General features: G+C 42.2%; 17 protein-coding genes and 1 pseudogene. 10 read left to right on the top strand and 8 right to left on the bottom strand.

Features of this window, described 5'->3' with window-relative positions:
• The first annotated feature begins 29 nt into the window (after positions 1-29).
• A complete protein-coding gene (locus tag ACSSTM_RS02615; protein ID WP_437403979.1) occupies positions 30-800 on the top strand; it encodes a DeoR/GlpR family DNA-binding transcription regulator in 771 nt (256 codons plus the stop codon).
• Between the two features lie 24 nt (positions 801-824).
• On the opposite strand, the gene ACSSTM_RS02610 is transcribed toward ACSSTM_RS02615, so the two are convergent.
• Positions 825-1403: a branched-chain amino acid aminotransferase gene (locus tag ACSSTM_RS02610; RefSeq protein ID WP_420734903.1), complete on the bottom strand. Its 579-nt coding sequence runs from the start codon at positions 1401-1403 to the stop codon at positions 825-827.
• Positions 1404-1528: 125 nt separating this feature from the next.
• Between ACSSTM_RS02610 and ACSSTM_RS02605 the strand changes: the two genes are divergently transcribed.
• The 6 genes from ACSSTM_RS02605 to ACSSTM_RS02580 all read left to right on the top strand — a co-directional run bounded on the left by ACSSTM_RS02605 (position 1529) and on the right by ACSSTM_RS02580 (position 9260).
• Complete coding sequence (locus ACSSTM_RS02605; RefSeq protein ID WP_034660858.1) at positions 1529-2662, top strand: CdaR family transcriptional regulator; 1134 nt, start codon at positions 1529-1531, stop codon at positions 2660-2662.
• A gap of 77 nt (positions 2663-2739) precedes the next feature.
• Positions 2740-4149 carry a glycolate oxidase subunit GlcD gene (gene glcD, locus ACSSTM_RS02600; RefSeq protein WP_437403978.1) on the top strand — a complete coding sequence of 470 codons (1410 nt, stop codon included), beginning with the start codon at positions 2740-2742 and terminating at the stop codon, positions 4147-4149.
• Positions 4146-5489 carry a (Fe-S)-binding protein gene (locus ACSSTM_RS02595; protein WP_420734901.1) on the top strand — a complete coding sequence of 448 codons (1344 nt, stop codon included), beginning with the start codon at positions 4146-4148 and terminating at the stop codon, positions 5487-5489. The genes glcD and ACSSTM_RS02595 overlap by 4 nt, the downstream gene beginning before the upstream one ends.
• 73 nt (positions 5490-5562) lie before the next feature.
• The gene (locus tag ACSSTM_RS02590) at positions 5563-7050 is read left to right on the top strand and encodes a spore germination protein (protein WP_437403977.1); all 1488 of its coding nucleotides are present in this window, start codon (positions 5563-5565) and stop codon (positions 7048-7050) included.
• Positions 7051-7062: 12 nt separating this feature from the next.
• Positions 7063-8163 carry a GerAB/ArcD/ProY family transporter gene (locus ACSSTM_RS02585; protein WP_106037699.1) on the top strand — a complete coding sequence of 367 codons (1101 nt, stop codon included), beginning with the start codon at positions 7063-7065 and terminating at the stop codon, positions 8161-8163.
• Positions 8160-9260, top strand: a complete 1101-nt coding sequence (locus ACSSTM_RS02580; protein ID WP_045209976.1) for a Ger(x)C family spore germination protein — start codon at positions 8160-8162, stop codon at positions 9258-9260. Before ACSSTM_RS02585 ends, ACSSTM_RS02580 begins: the two co-directional genes overlap by 4 nt.
• A gap of 250 nt (positions 9261-9510) precedes the next feature.
• On the opposite strand, the gene ACSSTM_RS02575 is transcribed toward ACSSTM_RS02580, so the two are convergent.
• Together ACSSTM_RS02575 and ACSSTM_RS02570 are read right to left on the bottom strand one after the other, a co-directional pair.
• Positions 9511-9927 (bottom strand): hypothetical protein, encoded by a 417-nt coding sequence (locus tag ACSSTM_RS02575; RefSeq protein ID WP_420734900.1) that lies wholly within the window; start codon positions 9925-9927, stop codon positions 9511-9513.
• Positions 9928-9931: 4 nt separating this feature from the next.
• Positions 9932-10162 carry an excisionase family DNA-binding protein gene (locus tag ACSSTM_RS02570; RefSeq protein ID WP_034660863.1) on the bottom strand — a complete coding sequence of 77 codons (231 nt, stop codon included), beginning with the start codon at positions 10160-10162 and terminating at the stop codon, positions 9932-9934.
• A 356-nt stretch (positions 10163-10518) separates the two neighbouring features.
• Here ACSSTM_RS02570 and ACSSTM_RS02565 point away from each other — a divergent pair, with 356 nt between their 5' ends.
• A complete protein-coding gene (locus ACSSTM_RS02565; RefSeq protein WP_420734899.1) occupies positions 10519-11121 on the top strand; it encodes a DedA family protein in 603 nt (200 codons plus the stop codon).
• Positions 11122-11161: 40 nt separating this feature from the next.
• Here the strand turns inward: ACSSTM_RS02565 and ACSSTM_RS02560 are convergent, their stop codons facing one another.
• Positions 11162-11983 carry a uroporphyrinogen-III synthase gene (locus tag ACSSTM_RS02560; protein ID WP_034660866.1) on the bottom strand — a complete coding sequence of 274 codons (822 nt, stop codon included), beginning with the start codon at positions 11981-11983 and terminating at the stop codon, positions 11162-11164.
• Positions 11984-12126: 143 nt separating this feature from the next.
• Here ACSSTM_RS02560 and ACSSTM_RS02555 point away from each other — a divergent pair, with 143 nt between their 5' ends.
• Entirely contained in the window at positions 12127-12747 is a 621-nt protein-coding gene (locus ACSSTM_RS02555) for an acetate uptake transporter (protein WP_012010200.1), read from the top strand.
• Between the two features lie 37 nt (positions 12748-12784).
• On the opposite strand, the gene ACSSTM_RS02550 is transcribed toward ACSSTM_RS02555, so the two are convergent.
• The gene (locus ACSSTM_RS02550; RefSeq protein ID WP_095285258.1) at positions 12785-13804 is read right to left on the bottom strand and encodes an LLM class flavin-dependent oxidoreductase; all 1020 of its coding nucleotides are present in this window, start codon (positions 13802-13804) and stop codon (positions 12785-12787) included.
• 705 nt (positions 13805-14509) lie between these two features.
• Here ACSSTM_RS02550 and ACSSTM_RS02545 point away from each other — a divergent pair.
• Positions 14510-14650 (top strand): hypothetical protein, encoded by a 141-nt coding sequence (locus ACSSTM_RS02545; RefSeq protein ID WP_223249851.1) that lies wholly within the window; start codon positions 14510-14512, stop codon positions 14648-14650.
• A gap of 101 nt (positions 14651-14751) precedes the next feature.
• Here ACSSTM_RS02545 and ACSSTM_RS02540 read toward each other — a convergent pair.
• From ACSSTM_RS02540 to ACSSTM_RS02530, 3 genes and pseudogenes are all read right to left on the bottom strand, one after another.
• Positions 14752-15470: pseudogene (locus tag ACSSTM_RS02540) on the bottom strand (MFS transporter); the annotation flags it as partial.
• A 30-nt stretch (positions 15471-15500) separates the two neighbouring features.
• Positions 15501-16241, bottom strand: a complete 741-nt coding sequence (gene nfsA / locus ACSSTM_RS02535; protein ID WP_106037695.1) for an oxygen-insensitive NADPH nitroreductase — start codon at positions 16239-16241, stop codon at positions 15501-15503.
• Positions 16242-16257: 16 nt separating this feature from the next.
• On the bottom strand, positions 16258-17598 hold the full coding sequence (locus tag ACSSTM_RS02530) for an NtaA/DmoA family FMN-dependent monooxygenase (RefSeq protein ID WP_268495408.1): 1341 nt from the start codon (positions 17596-17598) through the stop codon (positions 16258-16260).
• Between the last annotated feature and the right edge of the window lie 139 nt (positions 17599-17737).

The raw sequence follows: 17737 nt of genomic DNA, 5'->3' as shown, positions 1-17737 counted from the left end.
GAGATTCGGATGGATTGGAGATATGAAGCATGATAAAAACAAAACGGATTCAGCAAATCAAAGAGTATGTGTTTGACCGGGAATCTGCCTCACTTGATGAGCTTGTGGCGCATTTTGGCGTCTCAAAAAACACGATACGCCGAGATGTACAAGCATTGGTCGAGTCCGGCGTACTAAAGAAAGTGTACGGCGGAGTCGCTGTGAACCATTCAACATTAGTAGTATATCAAGAGCGAAAGACCCGCCAGCTCAGTAAAAAGCAATTGATCGGACAAACGGCTGCTGCTTTTGTGGAAAATGGGGATATGATTTTTGTTGATTCTGGTACGACAACACTTGAAATGCTTCCCTATTTGACTGAGAAACAGGTGACCGTTGTGACCAATAATGTAGATTTTATTACACAGGCGATGCCTTATGAAAATCTCACTATCTTTTCCACCGGCGGGATGCTTGAGAGAAAAACGAATTCTTTCGTTGGCTATCAAAGTGTAGAGCGTTTGAAAGCTTACAATGTCAATAAAGCCTTTATCGCATCAACTGGTTTATCCATTGATCACGGAGTCACGAATTCGTCCCCGCTTGAAACGGATATTAAAAAGACAGTTGTTGAAAAAAGTGCCAAAACGTTTTTATTAGTTGATGATAGTAAGTTCGATCACTACGCTTTGACCACGTTTTGTGATTTACACGATCTTGATGTCGTCGTGACGAATAAACAGCCAAATGAAGATTATCTTCAATATGGAAAAGATCATGATGTACGGTTTGCCATGCCTTCATCAAATGAGAAGACGTAAATAAATGGATCACAAAAAAACGGCTCAGGAATTTGAGCCGTTTTTTGATTCATTCATTTCAAGCTGCATGATCATGCGGAATAAAAAACGGTACACGGCTAAGATGACTTCAATAAAAGGCATATCTTCATGGATGTCCTCAAGTTCAAGAAGCTGTAAATTCACATCGAATAAGCCGTCTTGCCCATTAAATTGAAGCTGCGCACCATTTAATGAAGCCAGCATGTCTTTTAAAATACCTGTGTCTTTTTTAGGACGTTTTAAACCGAATAACACGGTATACGTTTGAAACACTTCGTCCCATTCAATGGCTAATCCATCGACTCTCACCACATCAAACCACTTTGATTCGATATAAATGAATTCTTTTTGATGTTGTTTTACATATGTAAGCGGTGTGTTTAGAAATGAGGCGCCTTCTGTTTGAATCATGTCCTCGGATTCTTTGTCTACACGCTCTATATATACATCGCTAAAGCGTGCCTCTTCCTTTATTCTTGCACCTTCTAAAGGCCAATTGTGGCGCGCCGCTTCGTCATATTCAAAGTCTGTCAGCGCTTGTCCTTCTTTCAATAGATCTTGTAAGCGATTTTGCAATGACATGGCTATGTCTCCTTTCTTCTCATTCATGTGCGTTTATTATTTTAGCATAACTCATGAAAAGAAAGATATGACTCAGCATATGATGGTATGATAGTGTCAAAAGAAACATCTCGGAGGGGTACGTTTTGCTCACAATGACACTGGCAGAAAAAATCGTAGACGAGGTCAAAAAAGTGCTGACTGAGGAAATCATCATCGCACAAACAAACGGCACCATCATTGCGGCAACAGATCCAGCGCGCATTGGTCAATTTCATGAAGGGGCGTATTTGACATCCTTTGAAGGACAAAAACGAATCCTCACAAAGAATGATGAGCAGCAAATGAAAGGGGTCAAAGCCGGCATCAATCTGCCTATTTATTTTAAGCAAGAGGTCATTGGTGTGATTGGGATGACAGGAAATCCCGTCCATGTCTCTCCATTTGGCGAAATATTACGAAAAATGACCGAACTGCTTATTCAAGAGCATGAATTTTTTCTAGAAACGGAAACCGATGAACGGCAGCTTGAAGCGTTTGTGTTCGACTGGCTTCATCTGCCAGAGACAGCAATCAATCTCACTGAAAAAGCAGCGCGGCTTCAGCTTGATGTCAAAAAACAGCGTGTCGTCGTCCTCATTGATTGTCACGATGAAGCGTTTATGAAGCAGGATCAATACAAAAAAGTAAAGGAAATGCTGCATCTCACAAGTCAGGAAATGATCGTCCGCTGGGGACATGCCCGCTTTTTGCTCATGCTGCAAACCACAGCAGATGAACGTGATACCTTGCAGCAGCGTCTTTTTCACATCCATGCTTCCCTCACCTCACGTTCCACATCAAAGGTTTTGATAGGTGCGGGAAAACCTGCAGCTGGACATATGATGAAGCAATCCTTTCATCAAGCCTTTCGTGCCTTAAAATTGGCACATGTGGATACACCGATTGTGTTTGATGAGGATTTAACACTTGAACTTTTTATAGAAGAAGTGAGTCAGGAAACAAAAGAAGTGTTCCTTGATCGAACGATCGCCCCACTTCTCCCCTACCCTGAACTAGTGAAAACATTGCGTGTACTCATGACATCAGATTACTCATTGAAGTATACCGCGGAAGCGATGCACGTACATATCAATACACTGCATTACAGACTAAAACGTATCCAAGATTTAACGGCACTTGATCCAAAACGCATGCAAGATGCGATGCTCTTTTATTTAGCCTTGATGCTATTAGATCATCATCCAAATAAACGAGGCGAACAGCCCAATATTTTGTAGAATCGTCCATAGGCATGAGGCGATTCTTTTTTTATACTGAAAGAAACGGTATGTCTAATCAGTAGGAGTGAATGCGCATGTTAAATTCTGAATTTTTAAGTCAATTAAAAAAGATTGTCGGTGCGCCCTATGTACAAGACTGTAAAGCCGATCGGCTTGCCTACTCTTATGATGCAACGCCTAATTTTCAGCATCTACCGGATATCATCGTGAGCCCGAACGCGGCTGAGGAAATCCAGCAAATCGTCCGGCTCTGCGCCTCATATAAGGTGCCGATCGTGCCAAGAGGATCAGGAACGAACCTTTGTGCAGGAACCTGTCCTACACAAGGCGGACTTGTGATGTTGTTTACAAGAATGAACCAATTAATCGAAATAGACGAAGAAAACCTCACCGCAACGGTCCAGCCTGATTTGATCACACAGGAACTCATTCGCCAAGTAGAGGCAAGAGGTCTCTTCTACCCACCAGATCCAAGCTCAATGAAAATCTCCACGTTAGGCGGCAATATTAATGAAAATTCAGGTGGTCTCCGGGGGTTAAAATATGGCGTGACGAGAGATTATGTACTTGGACTTGAAGTGGTGCTGCCAAACGGTGACATCATCAAAACGGGCGGCAAGCTCGCTAAGGACGTGGCCGGGTATGATATGACCCGTTTATTTGTTGGATCAGAAGGAACGCTCGGAATTGTCACAGAAGCCACGCTGAAGCTTTTGCCGCTTCCAGAAACCAAACAAACGATGCTTTGCTTATATGAAAGCCTAGAGGAAGCAGCCGCATCAGTTTCGGCGATTATTGCAGAGCGTATTATCCCCGCCACATTAGAATTTATGGATCAGCCGACACTGAAAGTCGTCGAAGACTTTGCCAAAATCGGCCTGCCGACTGACGTTCAAGCGGTGCTATTAATCGAACAGGACGGCAACCCTGAGGCCGTTTCCCGTGATATAAAGAACATCGCAAAGGTCTGTCAGCAGCACGGTGCAAAAGGAGTAAATATCGCACATTCTGAAGAAGAGGCAAGTGCCCTTTTAACAGCGAGACGAGCCGCTTTATCTGCCCTCGCCCGTTTAAGCCCCACAACGATTTTAGAAGATGCTACAGTCCCCCGGTCTGAAATTGCTAACATGGTGCGGGCGATCGAAGACATTGCGAGAGAGTACGAAGTAAAAATCTGTACATTTGGTCATGCAGGTGACGGGAATTTACATCCTACTTGTGCAACCGATGCAAGAAATGAAGAAGAAATGAAGCGGGTCGAAGAAGCCTTTCAGGCCATTTTTGAAAAAGCAGTCTCCCTTGGCGGCACCATTACGGGTGAACATGGCGTGGGTCTGATGAAAGCCCCCTATTTAGAGCTAAAGGTCAAAAAAGAAGGAATCGCAGCAATGAAAGCAATCAAACAAGCGCTAGATCCAGCAAATATTATGAATCCTGATAAGGTGTTTGGAAAAGCAGCAAGAAAGCGGGTGGTGGTCTCATGAATTCCTCTAAACAATCAGAGATTCAGCAAAACTTTCAGCAGCAAATGGATGAAAAGGAGCTGCTCAACTGCATGCGCTGCGGCTTCTGCCTCCCTTCCTGCCCTACTTATATTGAATCCGGTCAACAAGAAACGCACTCTCCCCGCGGCCGGATTGCTTTAATGAAGGCGGTGAGAGACGGTGTGATTGAGCCGGATGAAGATGTCGAACATTCACTGAACCTTTGCCTTGGCTGCCGTGCATGTGAACCGGTCTGCCCCTCCGGCGTCAAATATGGACGTTTACTTGAGGATGCAAGAGACATCATTCAGCAGCACAAAAAACAATCTCTTCCTGTCAAATTTGTAAGAAGTGCTGTGTTTAAAGGTCTCTTTCCTTCACAAAGCCGAATGCGTCATGCGGCTGGACTTCTTCGGTTTTATCAAACCTCTGGTCTGCAAACGGCCGCCCGCAAGTCTGGCATGCTGAAGGTGCTTCCGCCGCATTTACAGCTGATGGAGCAGGCCCTTCCAAAGGTGCCGCGTCAACAAAAAAGCCGTGCGTTAGAATACAAAGCCACTGGCACAGCAAGAAAGCGTGTGGCCTTTTTTACTGGCTGTTTAATGGACACCGTTTTTTCCAGCACAAACGAAGCGACCATCCAGCTTTTGCAGCTGGCCGGCTGTGACGTTGTCGTCCCTCCTGTTCAGACGTGCTGCGGTGCACTTCATGGCCATAGCGGAGAAAAGGAGCAAGCGAAACAGTTAGCAAGGCGGAATATTAAAGCATTTGAGGAGATAGAGGCAGATGCCATTGTCATGAATGCGGGCGGATGTGGTGCCTTTTTAAGTGATTACGATCATTTGCTTCAGGATGATCCGGCTTTTCAAAAACGAGGTGAAGCCTTCTCAAAGAAAATCACGGATATATCAGACATTCTCGTGGATCTTAAGTTTCACCAGCGTACATCGCTTGCCTTGCCAGAGCAGATCATCACCTATCAAGACTCTTGTCACTTACGAAATGGAATGGGTGTAGAGCAAGCGCCAAGGGTGCTGATGAAGTCGATTCACGGGGTATCATTTAAAGAAATGAAGGATGCCGACCGCTGCTGCGGATCTGCCGGAATTTATAATATTTTGCAGCCAAAGATGTCGATGCAAATTTTAGATCATAAAATGAGAGAAGCTAGTCAAACAGCGGCGGCTGCCATTGTCACGTCCAATCCAGGCTGTCAATTGCAAATGGCAGCGGGTATCAAACGTTCAGGACAATCGCCCAGCATGCGTGCCGTCCATCTCGCAGATTTTTTATTAGAAGCCGTTCAATATGGAAAAGAAGCGTCCAGCTCATCAAGCTGAACGCTTTTTTTCATGCATATCTTCAGACAATTGGTTGGATAATAGAGGCAAATCGCGGAAGGAGATGATTCAAGTGCTGAAGAAAAACAAACAACATCAAAAGGACCCAAATTCAGTATTTGAGGCATTGTCACGTTCCTCTGATTTTACAAACGAATTGTCACGAAGTGAAGGTTTTCTTTATCGAATCTCTTTTTTTCGTTCTTTAATTAATGGTCATCTACTCCATGAACAAATTTTGCCCTGCATGAAAGAGTTGCACCTCACCCCCACTCTTGAGGAGCTGAAAGAACGAATCCCCATTGAACAGTCTGTCATCACGACCGATCTTCAAAAAGTGGAAGAAGCCCTTCACCTAGGTAACTTGGCCATTCGGCTCGAAACGGACTGGGGCAAAGCGCTTCTGATACCGATTGAAGAAAAGAAAGGCAGACAAGTAGGGCCGCCTGATATTGAATTTGGCATTATCAGTGCACAGGAAGCATTTGTGGAGGTTTTGGATACCAATTTAAATTTGGTCAGACGGCGGCTGCCGACACCGAACCTGAAAGTGGCGGAAAAGACGGTTGGCACGCTATCTCAAACAAAAGTAGCGGTGTTATATATCGAAGAAATCGCCAACCCGCAAAACATCGAAACTGTTCTGCAGCGAATTGAGGACATTGATTATGATCAGATTTTAGATGCGAATTACCTCTCTCAAATGCTTAATGATGTATCCAATACCATCTTTCCGTTGTTTTTGAATACAGAAAGACCTGACCGTGTGTCTTCAGGTTTATCGGAAGGGAAAATTGCCATATTAGTGGATGGATCGCCTCATGTCTTGCTTGCTCCGACTATTTTACTTGAGTATTTTTCCACTATGGAAGACTACAATATGTCGTGGATTTCGGCTTCTTGCTTTAGACTGTTACGCATATTTGCTGTGATATTCTCCATTTTTGCGACGCCTTTATATGTAGCCGTTTTAACCTTTCATTATGAGCTGATCCCAAAGGATTTATTAGAAACCATTGTGTCCTCGCGCTATCTTGTTCCATTTCCTCCAATCATTGAGGCCCTATTTTTAGAGATTTCGATTGAATTACTAAGAGAAGCAGGATCGAGGCTTCCAGCTAAAGTCGGACAGACACTCGGGATTGTTGGAGGGATTGTCATTGGACAGGCTGCTGTGGCAGCAGGCTTAACAAGTAATATTTTGCTCATTATTGTTGCCCTTTCTGCTCTTGCCTCATTTGTCACCCCTATTTACAAAATGGGCAATGCCATTCGCCTGCTGAGATTTCCATTTCTACTTGCAGCACAGATTTGGGGCGCATTAGGTATTGCTGTGATGGGATCTTTCCTTCTCACCCATTTAATGAAATTAACGTCTATTGGGCGTCCTTATCTAGAGCCTATTTTTCCGCTGCGTCTGACTGATTTAAAGGGCAGTTTGATTCGTCCTCAGCTCCGTTTTTTGAATAAAAGACCGGAAAATTTACGTCCGCAAAATGAAACGATTCACCGGCAAAAACCGAAGCAAGGCCGTAAGGGGAAAAATGATTTTTATGAATAAGGAAGTGAAAGCATGAGTTCTTCTTCTGTGATAGAGAAATTTCAAGTTTCCCCTTTTTTTGTGTTTTTTCTCATTAATGCCAATCAAGTTGGTGTCGGTATTTTAAACTTTCAAACAAACCTTGTTCGTTCTATGAATAATGATGGATGGATCGCCATTCTTATTTCTGGCATCAGCGTCAATGTGATGATCTTTCTCATGTACTTGATGTTTAAAAAGGCCCCTTCGGATGAATTTGGTGATATCACACAATACGTATTTGGCAAATGGGTTGGGCAATTATTCAACATTCTCTATATCTTATATTTTGCTTCTTTGTCATTGACGGTTCTCATCCATTATATGGACGTGATTCATGTATGGCTGTTTAAAGAGATTCCTGGTCTATTGTTTGCGTCTGTACTGCTGCTGCTTGTGTATTACATTCATACCGGCGGCTTTAGAACCATTGCTGGATGGTCATTTTTTAGCATTGTACTGACGTATTGGATGACGTTTATTTGCTTTTATGCCATGAAATATAGTCACATTCGCTTCATGTTCCCGATGTTTGATCATACATTTTCGCAGCTGTTGATGGGAGTGAAAGATGCCTCCTTATCCATGTTTGGTTTTGGCACGCTGCTTGTCTATTATCCCTTTATTAAACAAGCTCAGACGTCTCAAAAATTTGCTCATATGGGGGCATTATTTACGACATGCTTAAATTTACTCGTATTTCTCGTCTCCATTGCGTATTACTCAAGTGCTCAGCTCAAATTAACAAAATGGCCGACGTTAACGTTAACAAGCATTGTGAAGCTTCCGTTTATCCAGCGCTTTGACTTTATTGAAGTGTCTCTTTGGCTGTTTTTGATTATTCCAAATATCGCGATTCCATTATGGGCTGCGAGCCGAATGGCGAAACAAGTATTTCATACGAGTCAGCGCGTCACTTTAATCTGTCTCAGCATCCTCATTTTGGTCATGTTTTCGTTTTTTGCCGGGGCAACCTCTTTTGAAGCCTTTAATCAATGGGTGGAGTATAGCGGATACATTCTTATATATGGATTGATTGTCTGTATGGTCATTGGGCTGATGCTGAAAAAAAGGTGGGTGAAAAAACGAGCATGAAACGTTATATACTCATGGGTCTCATGTTGTTTAGTCTTTTGTTAACTAGCTGTGCACAGCCTCGCCTTTTAGATGAATTAAATATCTCTCAGGCGGCAGGATTTGATTTAGTAGAAGATGGCGAAATGAAGGGCTTCTTCGTCTTCCCTGTCTTTAAAAGTGAAGAGCAAGGAAGTTATCAAATATTAAGTGCGAGGTCAAACACCATTAGTAATATTCAGTTTCTCGTGTCAGAAAAATCGCCTTTTCCAGTCGTCATGGGCCAGGTGCTCGTTATTTTAGTCAGTGAAAAGTTAGCAAAAGAAGTCGGCATGATCGATTTAATGAATTACATTTATCGTGATCCTATCATTGGTTCACGCCAAGTGTTTGCGATTGTAGGCGGAGAAGTGGAAGACTTATTATATACAAAAATGAATCAAACGAACTTAAATATAGGTGTATATCTCTCTGATCTCTTGGCCCAAAATATGCGAAATGGCAATGAACCTGTCACCAATCAGCATATTTTTATGAATCAGATGCTGGCAAAAGGGGTAGATGCTTACCTCCCTTACATCAAAAAAACAAGCAATGCCATCAAGGTCTCGGGCGTCGCTCTGTTTGATCAAGAAAAAATGGTGGGTCATATCCCTGGAGAAGAAACGTTCGCATTTAAAGCCATGATTGAAAATCATAAAAACGGCATCTACGAGTTTCAATTGGATGATCAAGCAAAGACCCATGTCGTCATTGAAAATATCAAATCACATGTGTCTTACCAGATCAAACCAACGAAAAACCTAACAAAAAAGCCTCATATCACGATTGATATCAAGCTGAAAGGTGAATTAAAAGAATTTATGAAGTCCAAAAAAATTGATAAACCTTCTATATTGGACCATGTGGAAAGAAAAGTTGAAAAACGTGTCGCTCAGCAAGGACAAGACCTTGTTCAGTCCTTTAAAAAGCAAAACATAGATCCGCTTGGGCTGGGTTTAAGGTATAGATCAAAAGACAAAGCAATGACACCAGAAAAATGGCAGGAAATCTATCCTGATGCGGATGTACAAATTAAATGCCATATGAAAATTGTTCAAACCGGTGTCAGTCAATAAATGAGTGAAAAATTATTCGAAAATGTCTTCTTTGTTATTCATTATTTTAGACACTTTCATTTTGACTCGTGGAACGCGATCTTTTTGAAGATAGTCATTTAAAGTGTTCTCTTCTACATTTTTATCTGTTCTAAGGATTTTAGGTGAACATTGTTCCACAAGAACTGGTCTATTCCCTTTAGCGCAGTTTGCCATTGTATCCAGTGCAATTAAGCTGAAATGTCTTCCTTTGTCGAGCCATGTTTTCATTCTATCCCAGGCTGGACAGCTTACGGCTGCCAGCCTTCCCCAATGATCGTGAAAATGAGTGCAGGCTGATTAGGCTGATAAAAGCAGCTGTCGGCAATTCTTTTTCACTGATCGATTTCAATTTCTCTATCATTCGTGATTTCACTTCGACATGCTGAGTTTCATCAAACAGACTTTGAACAGAGTCTAAGATCTTTTTCTCATCGTGCTGTTTCAGCGCATCGATGACATCACCCTCAAGAAACCACCTAGTGATTGAAAAGTCTAATAAAGACGCCAAATCTTGCCGAACGTCTTGTAATGTGGGTGCTTTATCTTCTTTGGTGACGATGACATCATCCTCTGATTGGAAAGCCTGTCCGTCCTCTCCATAAAAGTCATCGTGCAGTAAAAATTGTTTCATTTGAAAAGATGACAATACTCTAATCTTCGTCCTTTACATCTGGATCTTCAGGAATCGGTTCATTTAAAATCTCTTGGACGAGCTCTTTGTATTGTTCAAGCTGCTTCATATGCGTTTGAAACTGTCCTTGATAAATCAGATAGGATTCGCCGTCAAATACATAGCGGATCTTTTTTTGCTGGATTAATTTCTCAATATACGCTTCAGCTACTTCTAAGTATTCAGCTGTTTCTGCGATTGTTAAATACATGTTTGTGCACCACCCGTTCGTTTCATCTAACAAATTATATCATGATCTGTTGAAAAAAACGGATGCAGCCTGTTCATTTTTCTTTACTGATTTGACCACTGACATCATGATAGTTCTTCACATAACAAGTGTTCAGCAAGTAGATCGTCTAGGTACAAGCAAATATGGTATGATAAAGTTTGCTAGACGAGAGTTTATCGTCACAGACTTGGTGGAAAAGCCAGGCATTCATGAGGCGTCTTTCGGTTTAGCCGTGAGAGGTAAGCGGAAAGCATACTCATGAGAAAAGCAAAACAAGCATAGGCTTTTATAAGGATGCTTGAAGAAAATTCGTATTTAAAGGCAGAGTGAAATGAATGGGAACCTTGTTCAATGAAATTTTAACCTGGCTGACAAGCCTTGGTTATGTAGGTGTAGCACTAGGTCTGATGATTGAAATCATTCCGAGCGAAATTGTTCTTGCTTATGGCGGATATATGGTGTCAACAGGAACAATCGGTTTTGTTGGAGCTGTTATCGCTGGCGTCATCGGAGGTACGCTCGCACAGTGTTTTATATACTGGATCGGCCTTTATGGCGGAAGACCTTTTTTAACAAAGTACGGAAAATACTTATTCATCCATGAACACCATATCGCAACTGCAGAGCGCTGGTTTGACCGATATGGAACCGGTGTGGTGTTTACAGCGCGCTTTATTCCTGTTGTCCGCCACGCCATCTCCATTCCAGCAGGTATTGCCAAAATGCCTTTTTTGAAATTTGTCCTCTTGACAGGATTAGCTGCCATCCCTTGGTCGATCTTATTTATCTATCTCGGTATGCAGCTTGGGACAAAGTGGGATCACATTCAAAGTGTTGCTCACGCTTATACAACCCCTATTATGGCCATTGCGATCGTCCTGATCGTTCTCTATTTTGTCCTCAAAAAAATTCGTGCGAACCGAAAACGGACAATCTAATGAAAAACGCCTTCCACTGATCGGGTGAAAGGCGTTTTTTCTATGAATGTGATGATTGTTTTTTCATATATTGGGATAATTCCATAATCATTGCACCCATTCTCTCAAGTGACGGAGCTAGAATTCTGTCTATTCCCTCTTCTTTTAAAGCTTCAGCTGTGACTTTTCCGACGGCCACTGCCAGTACGTGCTGCTCGAATAGCTCTTGGAGTTCTTGTTTTCTGCCCCATTTTGCCGCTAATGTGAAAAAGGCGTGAACCTGAACAGCGGTTGTAAAACAGACGGCATGGACTTTTTCATCTTTCATTTCTTGAAGCAATGTTTCTGCGGCCTCTGGTTCAGGAGGTGTGTGCTGATAAGGTAAAAGCGGCAAAACATCAGCCCCTTTGTCATGTAAAAACTGGATGAGAGCCGGAGCGTTTTCCCCGTGAAGCTGCACCATGACGCGTTTGCCATGAAACTCCTTGTCTTCAAGCTTTGAGATCAGATTACGCACCGTTCCATCTTCATCAGATACGTCTGGCTGAATTCCGCGTTTTTTGAGTGCCGCAAAGGTTTTATACCCTCTTGAAGCAATATGCGCATTTGATAGAATGTGCATAAATGCTTCCCCCAGATGAAGCTCTTCTGCACTCTCAATCAATGTTTCTGTCCCGATGCCTGTTGTGAAAATCACCCAATCCGCACCTTGCTTCACAAAGGTTTCAATGTCTGGCTTTAACTCCTCTTTGGCTAAAAATACGGTTCCTTGAAGAGAACGAATAACGGCTTGTCCCCCTTGCTTTTCGACAAGTGTACACATTTCTTCTGTTTTTCTCGTTCCACAAATGGCAATCGTTTTTCCAGCTAAGCCTTTACTCAATTTTATCCCTCTTTTTCTATCACATTTGATATGTATTAAATATAGATTTATTTGGAAGACGATGCAAGTGTCTACTAAAAAAGAGCTTGACGTTTCGGTCTAATTCGAGTATCTTTTGTAAGTGCAAATTGTAGGAGGTCATTATGGAAAAACAGAATGTTCAAGCTTATCGATTATCAATTGCAGACCCAACACCACTTGGTTTGTTTGGTTTAGCAATGGTGACGCTCGTTGCGTCCTCACAAAAACTAGGAATTACAGATGGCACTTCCCTTATTCTACCTTGGGCTATCTTCCTTGGAGGCATCGCGCAGCTGATCGCGTCCATACAAGATTCAAAGCATCATAATATTTTTGGAGCCACTGCCTTTGGCGCATTCGGTCTTTTTTGGATGGGCGTTGGAACGACTTGGCTCATTCAAGCCGGCGTTTTTGGGAAAACGCTTGCGGAAGCAGCGGATCCAAAACAACTAGGTTTTGCGTTTATCGGGTATTTAATTTTCAGCTTATTTATGACGATTGGTGCAATGGAAACACATAAAGTATTATTTTTGATTTTCGTCTTTATTGATTTCTTATTCCTTGGTCTTTCCCTAAGCTCATTTGGTGTGATGTACGACGTGACTCATACCATTGCCGGTATTGCAGAATTGATCATTTCCCTGCTTTCATTTTATGGTTCAGCAGCAGTTGTGCTCAATACTCATTTTGGCCGTACTGTGCTGCCAATTGGACAACCATTTCGTATTTTTACAAAAGCATAAATAAAAAAGAACTGCTTTGTGCAGTTCTTTTTTATGTTTATTTTTCTTGTGCTTCTTGGAAGATCTCGCCGATGATTTCATATGATCGCATTCTTTCTTGATGGTCAAACATATCCGAATTAATCATCACTTCGTCTGCTTGAGTGGCTTCAACAAAGGCTTCCAATTCTTTTTTCACCTTTTCTTTATCCCCGATCATTGTCGAACTTAATTGTTCATCCACCATCGCTTTTTCATACGGACTCCAAAGGCCGTCCATACTGTCGACAGGCGCTTTGAGTTTTCCTGGAGTATTTCGAATGAGACTCAAAAACCGCTGATAATGAGAGGTCGCCAAATATTCAGCTCGCTCTGTTTGATCTGCAGCAAAAACTGTCACACCCACCATGGCATAAGGCTCTTTTAACACATCAGAAGGTCTAAATGACTGTCTATACAACTCTAAAGCAGGAATTGTATTTTTAGGTGAGAAATGTGCCGCAAAGGCAAATGGCAATCCAAGCTCTCCTGCAAGTCTTGCGCTAAAACCACTTGAACCAAGCAGCCAAATCGGAATGTCTAGACCCTCTCCCGGTACTGCTCTTACATGTTTTTTAACCTGACCTGTTGGTTTGAAATATTGCCGAAGTTCTTCAAGCTGCTCCGGGAAATCTTCTCCGTTATGAAGGTTACGTCTGAGAGCTCTTGCCGTTAACTGATCCGTTCCCGGTGCTCTGCCAAGACCTAAATCAATTCTCCCCGGATATAATGTCTCAAGTGTCCCAAATTGTTCAGCAATGACAAGTGAAGAGTGGTTTGGCAGCATAATCCCACCAGATCCTACTCGAATTTTTTCGGTTCCCCCAGCAATATATCCAATTAAAACGGACGTTGCAGAGCTCGCAACACCTTCCATATTATGGTGTTCTGCCAGCCAGTATCTTTGATAACCCCACTTCTCCGCCTTTTTTGCTAAATCCATACTATGTTCAAAAGACTCCTTAATGGTGCCTCCTTCTGTCACAGAGGATAAATTTAAAACGGAATAAGCTGTGCGCTGTAAAACTGATTGACTCATAAATGATGTCCCCATTTCTGTCAAAAATCATACTAGTTATATACTTTCAACACCATAACATAAAATCATGAAACATTTAAATGATTTGATTCGATGATTTTCGAAATGATGAGTTTCTAGGTTTTACTTCCAATTTGAAAATTTGCACATAGAATGAAATATCAATTTTAGGAGATGGGCAATTTGTACAATCAATTCGATCACAAATGTCCATTTTGCGGTAAATATCATGAGTAGCCTCATTACAAAAGATCACGTCATGACCGTCCTCAAAGAAGAGACTGTCCATTTATCAATCAAGAACATTCAAAACAAAACAGGTCTCGAGGGAATCCCCCTGTGAAAAAGGAGAAAAACAATCAAAAACAATTCAAAGGGTTGGACGAAGAGGCCCAGCAGGTCCCGCTGGGCCAACCGGACCTGCTGGCGGATTAACCGGCGCCCTCCCTTTTAACCCCTCACAATCACAAGATTACGAGGCGGGTCAAGTTGTCACGTTTAATGGCAGTATTTATATAGCCAATGTAGATGCTCCATCAGGAATACCTGGGCTCTCCCCCGACTATACACTTTTGGAATATTCTAGGGTATGGTCCGACTGGCCCTACAGGGATAGAATTAAGTGGTGCTGAAGCATATGATCCTGCAATAGCATCAACATATTCAGTGGGTCAAGTGGTCACTTATGAAGGTGGTACGTATATTGTGGACTCTGCTCCACCTTTAGGTACGCCAGATACGTCACCGGATTATACGCTTTTGGCAGCACCTGGTGCTACAGGTTCAACAGGTAGCACAGGTTCTGCTGGTCCTACTGGCGAAACGGGAATCACCGGATCGGGGTAGTACCAGCGAAGCTGACACCACCCGCAATAAGGAAATATCAAGGTAATAATAAGTTGTTTAAGTTAAATACCTCCAACACACATACCCCCGTCCTGTTTTATGAATAATACCAACGCGACGAGCCCAATGACGATTGATGTGATCACAACCATGCTACTCCAACCTCAAATCCTTCGCCGGCCTTACTGAAGCCAAAGACAACTCCTCCGAATCCAACAGATAGTAGATCAATCCGAGGCTTAGTGACATCGGTAATGTTTTTCAAATACTTAAGCCCTATCAATAACCCTATGACCAAAAGTGGCAGGGATATCCAAAAGATGTAAAATATTCTATTAATAGACCGCCTATAGTCGGTCCAGACGTTGGTGCGACCATGATAACCAGAGAGACCAATCCCATCGCCGCCCCCCCCCGCTTTTCCAGTGGATATATAACAAGAACGGTATTAAATATGAGTGGAAGCAACAATCCCATGCCAACCGCCTGTAAAACTCGGGCGAACATCAACATTTCAAAATTGAATGCCAGTGCCGCAATCAATGTACCTACGATTAAACTCATGACCGAACCTATGAACAGCTTCCTTGTGGAAAACGTCTGCAACAGCAACCCACTCACTGGCATTAAAATACCAAGAGGGCATAAAACCGGTTGTTAACCACTGTGCGGTTGCAGGCGAAATTTGGAACACTTCTATTAAATTAGTCAATGCTATATTTAGAGAGGTTTCGTTAAACATGCCAACAGCACCGCAGATAAGTAACGCTGTCAAGATGGCCCGCATATTGTATTGATTCTTCATTTTATATATCCTCATAAATCTATTTTTAATTAATATCCTATCAGATTATTTTTTAGCAAATCCTTGTTTGTTTAAATACTCAAGCATAAAAGGGAGTCTACTTCTTTCAAGATGATCCTCGATGTGATCTTTCCATCCCTTTACTTTCTTAACTGTGAAAGGCGCTTTAACCGGACGATTTTGGTAATATTCACGCATCTGTTGGTCATAAGTTGTTAATTTTTCTTCATCTAGTGGTTGATACTGATTATCAAACATGACCATCGATTGAGGCAAACGTGGTTTTAGTCCAGGCTTCTCTCCAGCAGGATGTCCTATGCATAGCCCCACTAACGGAATCACATACTTTGGTAAATTTAATACCTCGGTTAATTCTGAGATATTAGCTCTTACTCCACCGATATAAACACCACCGAGTCCCATTGATTCCGCCGCAGTTAAAGCATTTTGAGCCATTAACCCAGCATCGAATGTACCTATTAATAGGTATTCAATATAGTCAAGGTCAACCTTGGGTGCAATTTCATGATTCCTGTTAAAATCTGCACAAAAAATCCAAAATTCTGCTGCTTCTTCAATATAAGGTTGATTTACAGAGAGCTGCATCACTTTTTTTCGTAATTCTGGATCTGTAATTCTAATGATAGAAACCACTTGTAGTAGACTGAATGATGAAGTTTGATTAGCTGCCTTAAAGATTGCATCTCGATGTCCCTCTGTCAGTGGTTGATTAGTGAAAGAACGAATGGATGTATGATTATGAAGCAATTCAAGGGTATTATTCATTTGAACCTCTCCTCTATTAATTATTGTTCTCTTTCAGCCTTCCGTATTGGTAAGGAACTCCCATATTCTCACGCAGTGTTTTCCCTTCATATTCCCTGTGGAATAAACCGCGGTCCTGCAAAATTGGGACAACCAGTTCCACAAAATCAGCAACTCCATCATAGGCTATATCCGGAACAACCGAGAAGCCGTCACATGCACCAGCCAAAAACCATTCTTCCAAGAAGTCAGCAACTTGTACGGGGGTACCTGCAACTACTGGATGATAGTTAATAACCCCATGAGCAAGAACATCACGAATGGAGATCCCTCTTTTCAGCAGCTCTAAAGCTCTGTGGGACCGTGGATCCATTGGATTGGCATATGCCTTTTTCAACAAGTCAGCTGATAAAGGTTGATCAATATCAACCGAATTCTCCGATAGTCGTAAACCAACCATTGAACCAAGGTAACTTACCCTTCCTGGAATCTCCTCAGGATTAAAACTCATAAGCTGTCTTCGTCGTTCTAGACCTTCTTCTTCAGTTGAGCCTAGGGAAAACATAAAACCTGTATACATCTTGATGTCATCGGGATTTCTGCCAAAACGGGCAGCACTTTGTCGAAGCGCTTGTCTGTGTTCACGAGCAGATTCTATATCATAAGGATTTGCATAAACACCAGAAGCGTATCTTCCCGCCAATTCCAATCCTTCAACCCCTCCACCTGCTTGAAAAATAACTGGCTGACCTTGCTCAGAGGGTGGGATGGGCAAAGGACCACGAGATGCATAATATTCCCCTTGAAGATTAATAGGCCGAATTTTGTCCATGTCGGCAAATTTTCCTCCTTCTACATCTAACGTCCAAGCGTCTGATTCCCAACTCCCCCACAATGCTTGAACAATTTGGATGGATTCATGAGCCATGTCATATCGTTCTTGGCGACTGGCAATCTGAGCACCAAAATTTGCTGCCGCTACTGGATTTGATGTGGTGACAGCATTCCATCCTACACGTCCATGACTTATAACATCCAGTGCTTTGAACTGACGTGCTATGTTATATGGATAATTGAATGTCGTTGATAGGGTAGCAACAAGCCCAATATGTTTCGTTTCTCTAGCTACAGCCATTAGTGCTAACATAGGATCCATAGGGAACATAGGAGTCTGAGGACCTAAGTCATTGTATAATCCAGGAGTATCAGCGATAAAAATCATTTGAAATTTCCCTTTTTCAGCTAATTTAGCTCGCTCCACATAACCATCCGTATTTGTGTAGGCTGCTGGGTCTGTACCAGGCATTCTCCAAGCGTTGAATTCAGCTCCATATCCAGAGACCATTTGTAGTGCCAGTTGCATTTCTTTTCTTTTCATGTATCTTCACTCCTTTATTTTTAAAAGGCTCCAAGTAAACAAAAAAGCCGCTGTAAACTCTTTCTAATTAGATTCAATAAATTTGTAAAACACAAAATTAGCTTACTAACTAATTTGAAACATTTTAGCAAGTATGGAT

The sequence above is a fragment of the Bacillus sp. RK1064 genome, assembly GCF_051488405.1.
Classification (GTDB): Bacteria; Bacillota; Bacilli; order Bacillales; family Bacillaceae; genus Bacillus.
Note: the sequence above shows the minus strand (reverse complement) of the source record. Positions and strands in the feature narration are given on the sequence as shown.

Coding starts and splice junctions, on each gene's coding strand:
- ACSSTM_RS02615 (WP_437403979.1), top strand. CDS start 30: ATGATAAAAACAAAACGGATTCAGCAAATCAAAGAGTATGTGTTTGAC.
- ACSSTM_RS02610 (WP_420734903.1), bottom strand. CDS start 1,403: ATGTCATTGCAAAATCGCTTACAAGATCTATTGAAAGAAGGACAAGCG.
- glcD (WP_437403978.1), top strand. CDS start 2,740: ATGTTAAATTCTGAATTTTTAAGTCAATTAAAAAAGATTGTCGGTGCG.
- ACSSTM_RS02595 (WP_420734901.1), top strand. CDS start 4,146: ATGAATTCCTCTAAACAATCAGAGATTCAGCAAAACTTTCAGCAGCAA.
- ACSSTM_RS02585 (WP_106037699.1), top strand. CDS start 7,063: ATGAGTTCTTCTTCTGTGATAGAGAAATTTCAAGTTTCCCCTTTTTTT.
- ACSSTM_RS02580 (WP_045209976.1), top strand. CDS start 8,160: ATGAAACGTTATATACTCATGGGTCTCATGTTGTTTAGTCTTTTGTTA.
- ACSSTM_RS02570 (WP_034660863.1), bottom strand. CDS start 10,162: ATGTATTTAACAATCGCAGAAACAGCTGAATACTTAGAAGTAGCTGAA.
- ACSSTM_RS02565 (WP_420734899.1), top strand. CDS start 10,519: ATGGGAACCTTGTTCAATGAAATTTTAACCTGGCTGACAAGCCTTGGT.
- ACSSTM_RS02555 (WP_012010200.1), top strand. CDS start 12,127: ATGGAAAAACAGAATGTTCAAGCTTATCGATTATCAATTGCAGACCCA.
- ACSSTM_RS02550 (WP_095285258.1), bottom strand. CDS start 13,804: ATGAGTCAATCAGTTTTACAGCGCACAGCTTATTCCGTTTTAAATTTA.
- nfsA (WP_106037695.1), bottom strand. CDS start 16,241: ATGAATAATACCCTTGAATTGCTTCATAATCATACATCCATTCGTTCT.
- ACSSTM_RS02530 (WP_268495408.1), bottom strand. CDS start 17,598: ATGAAAAGAAAAGAAATGCAACTGGCACTACAAATGGTCTCTGGATAT.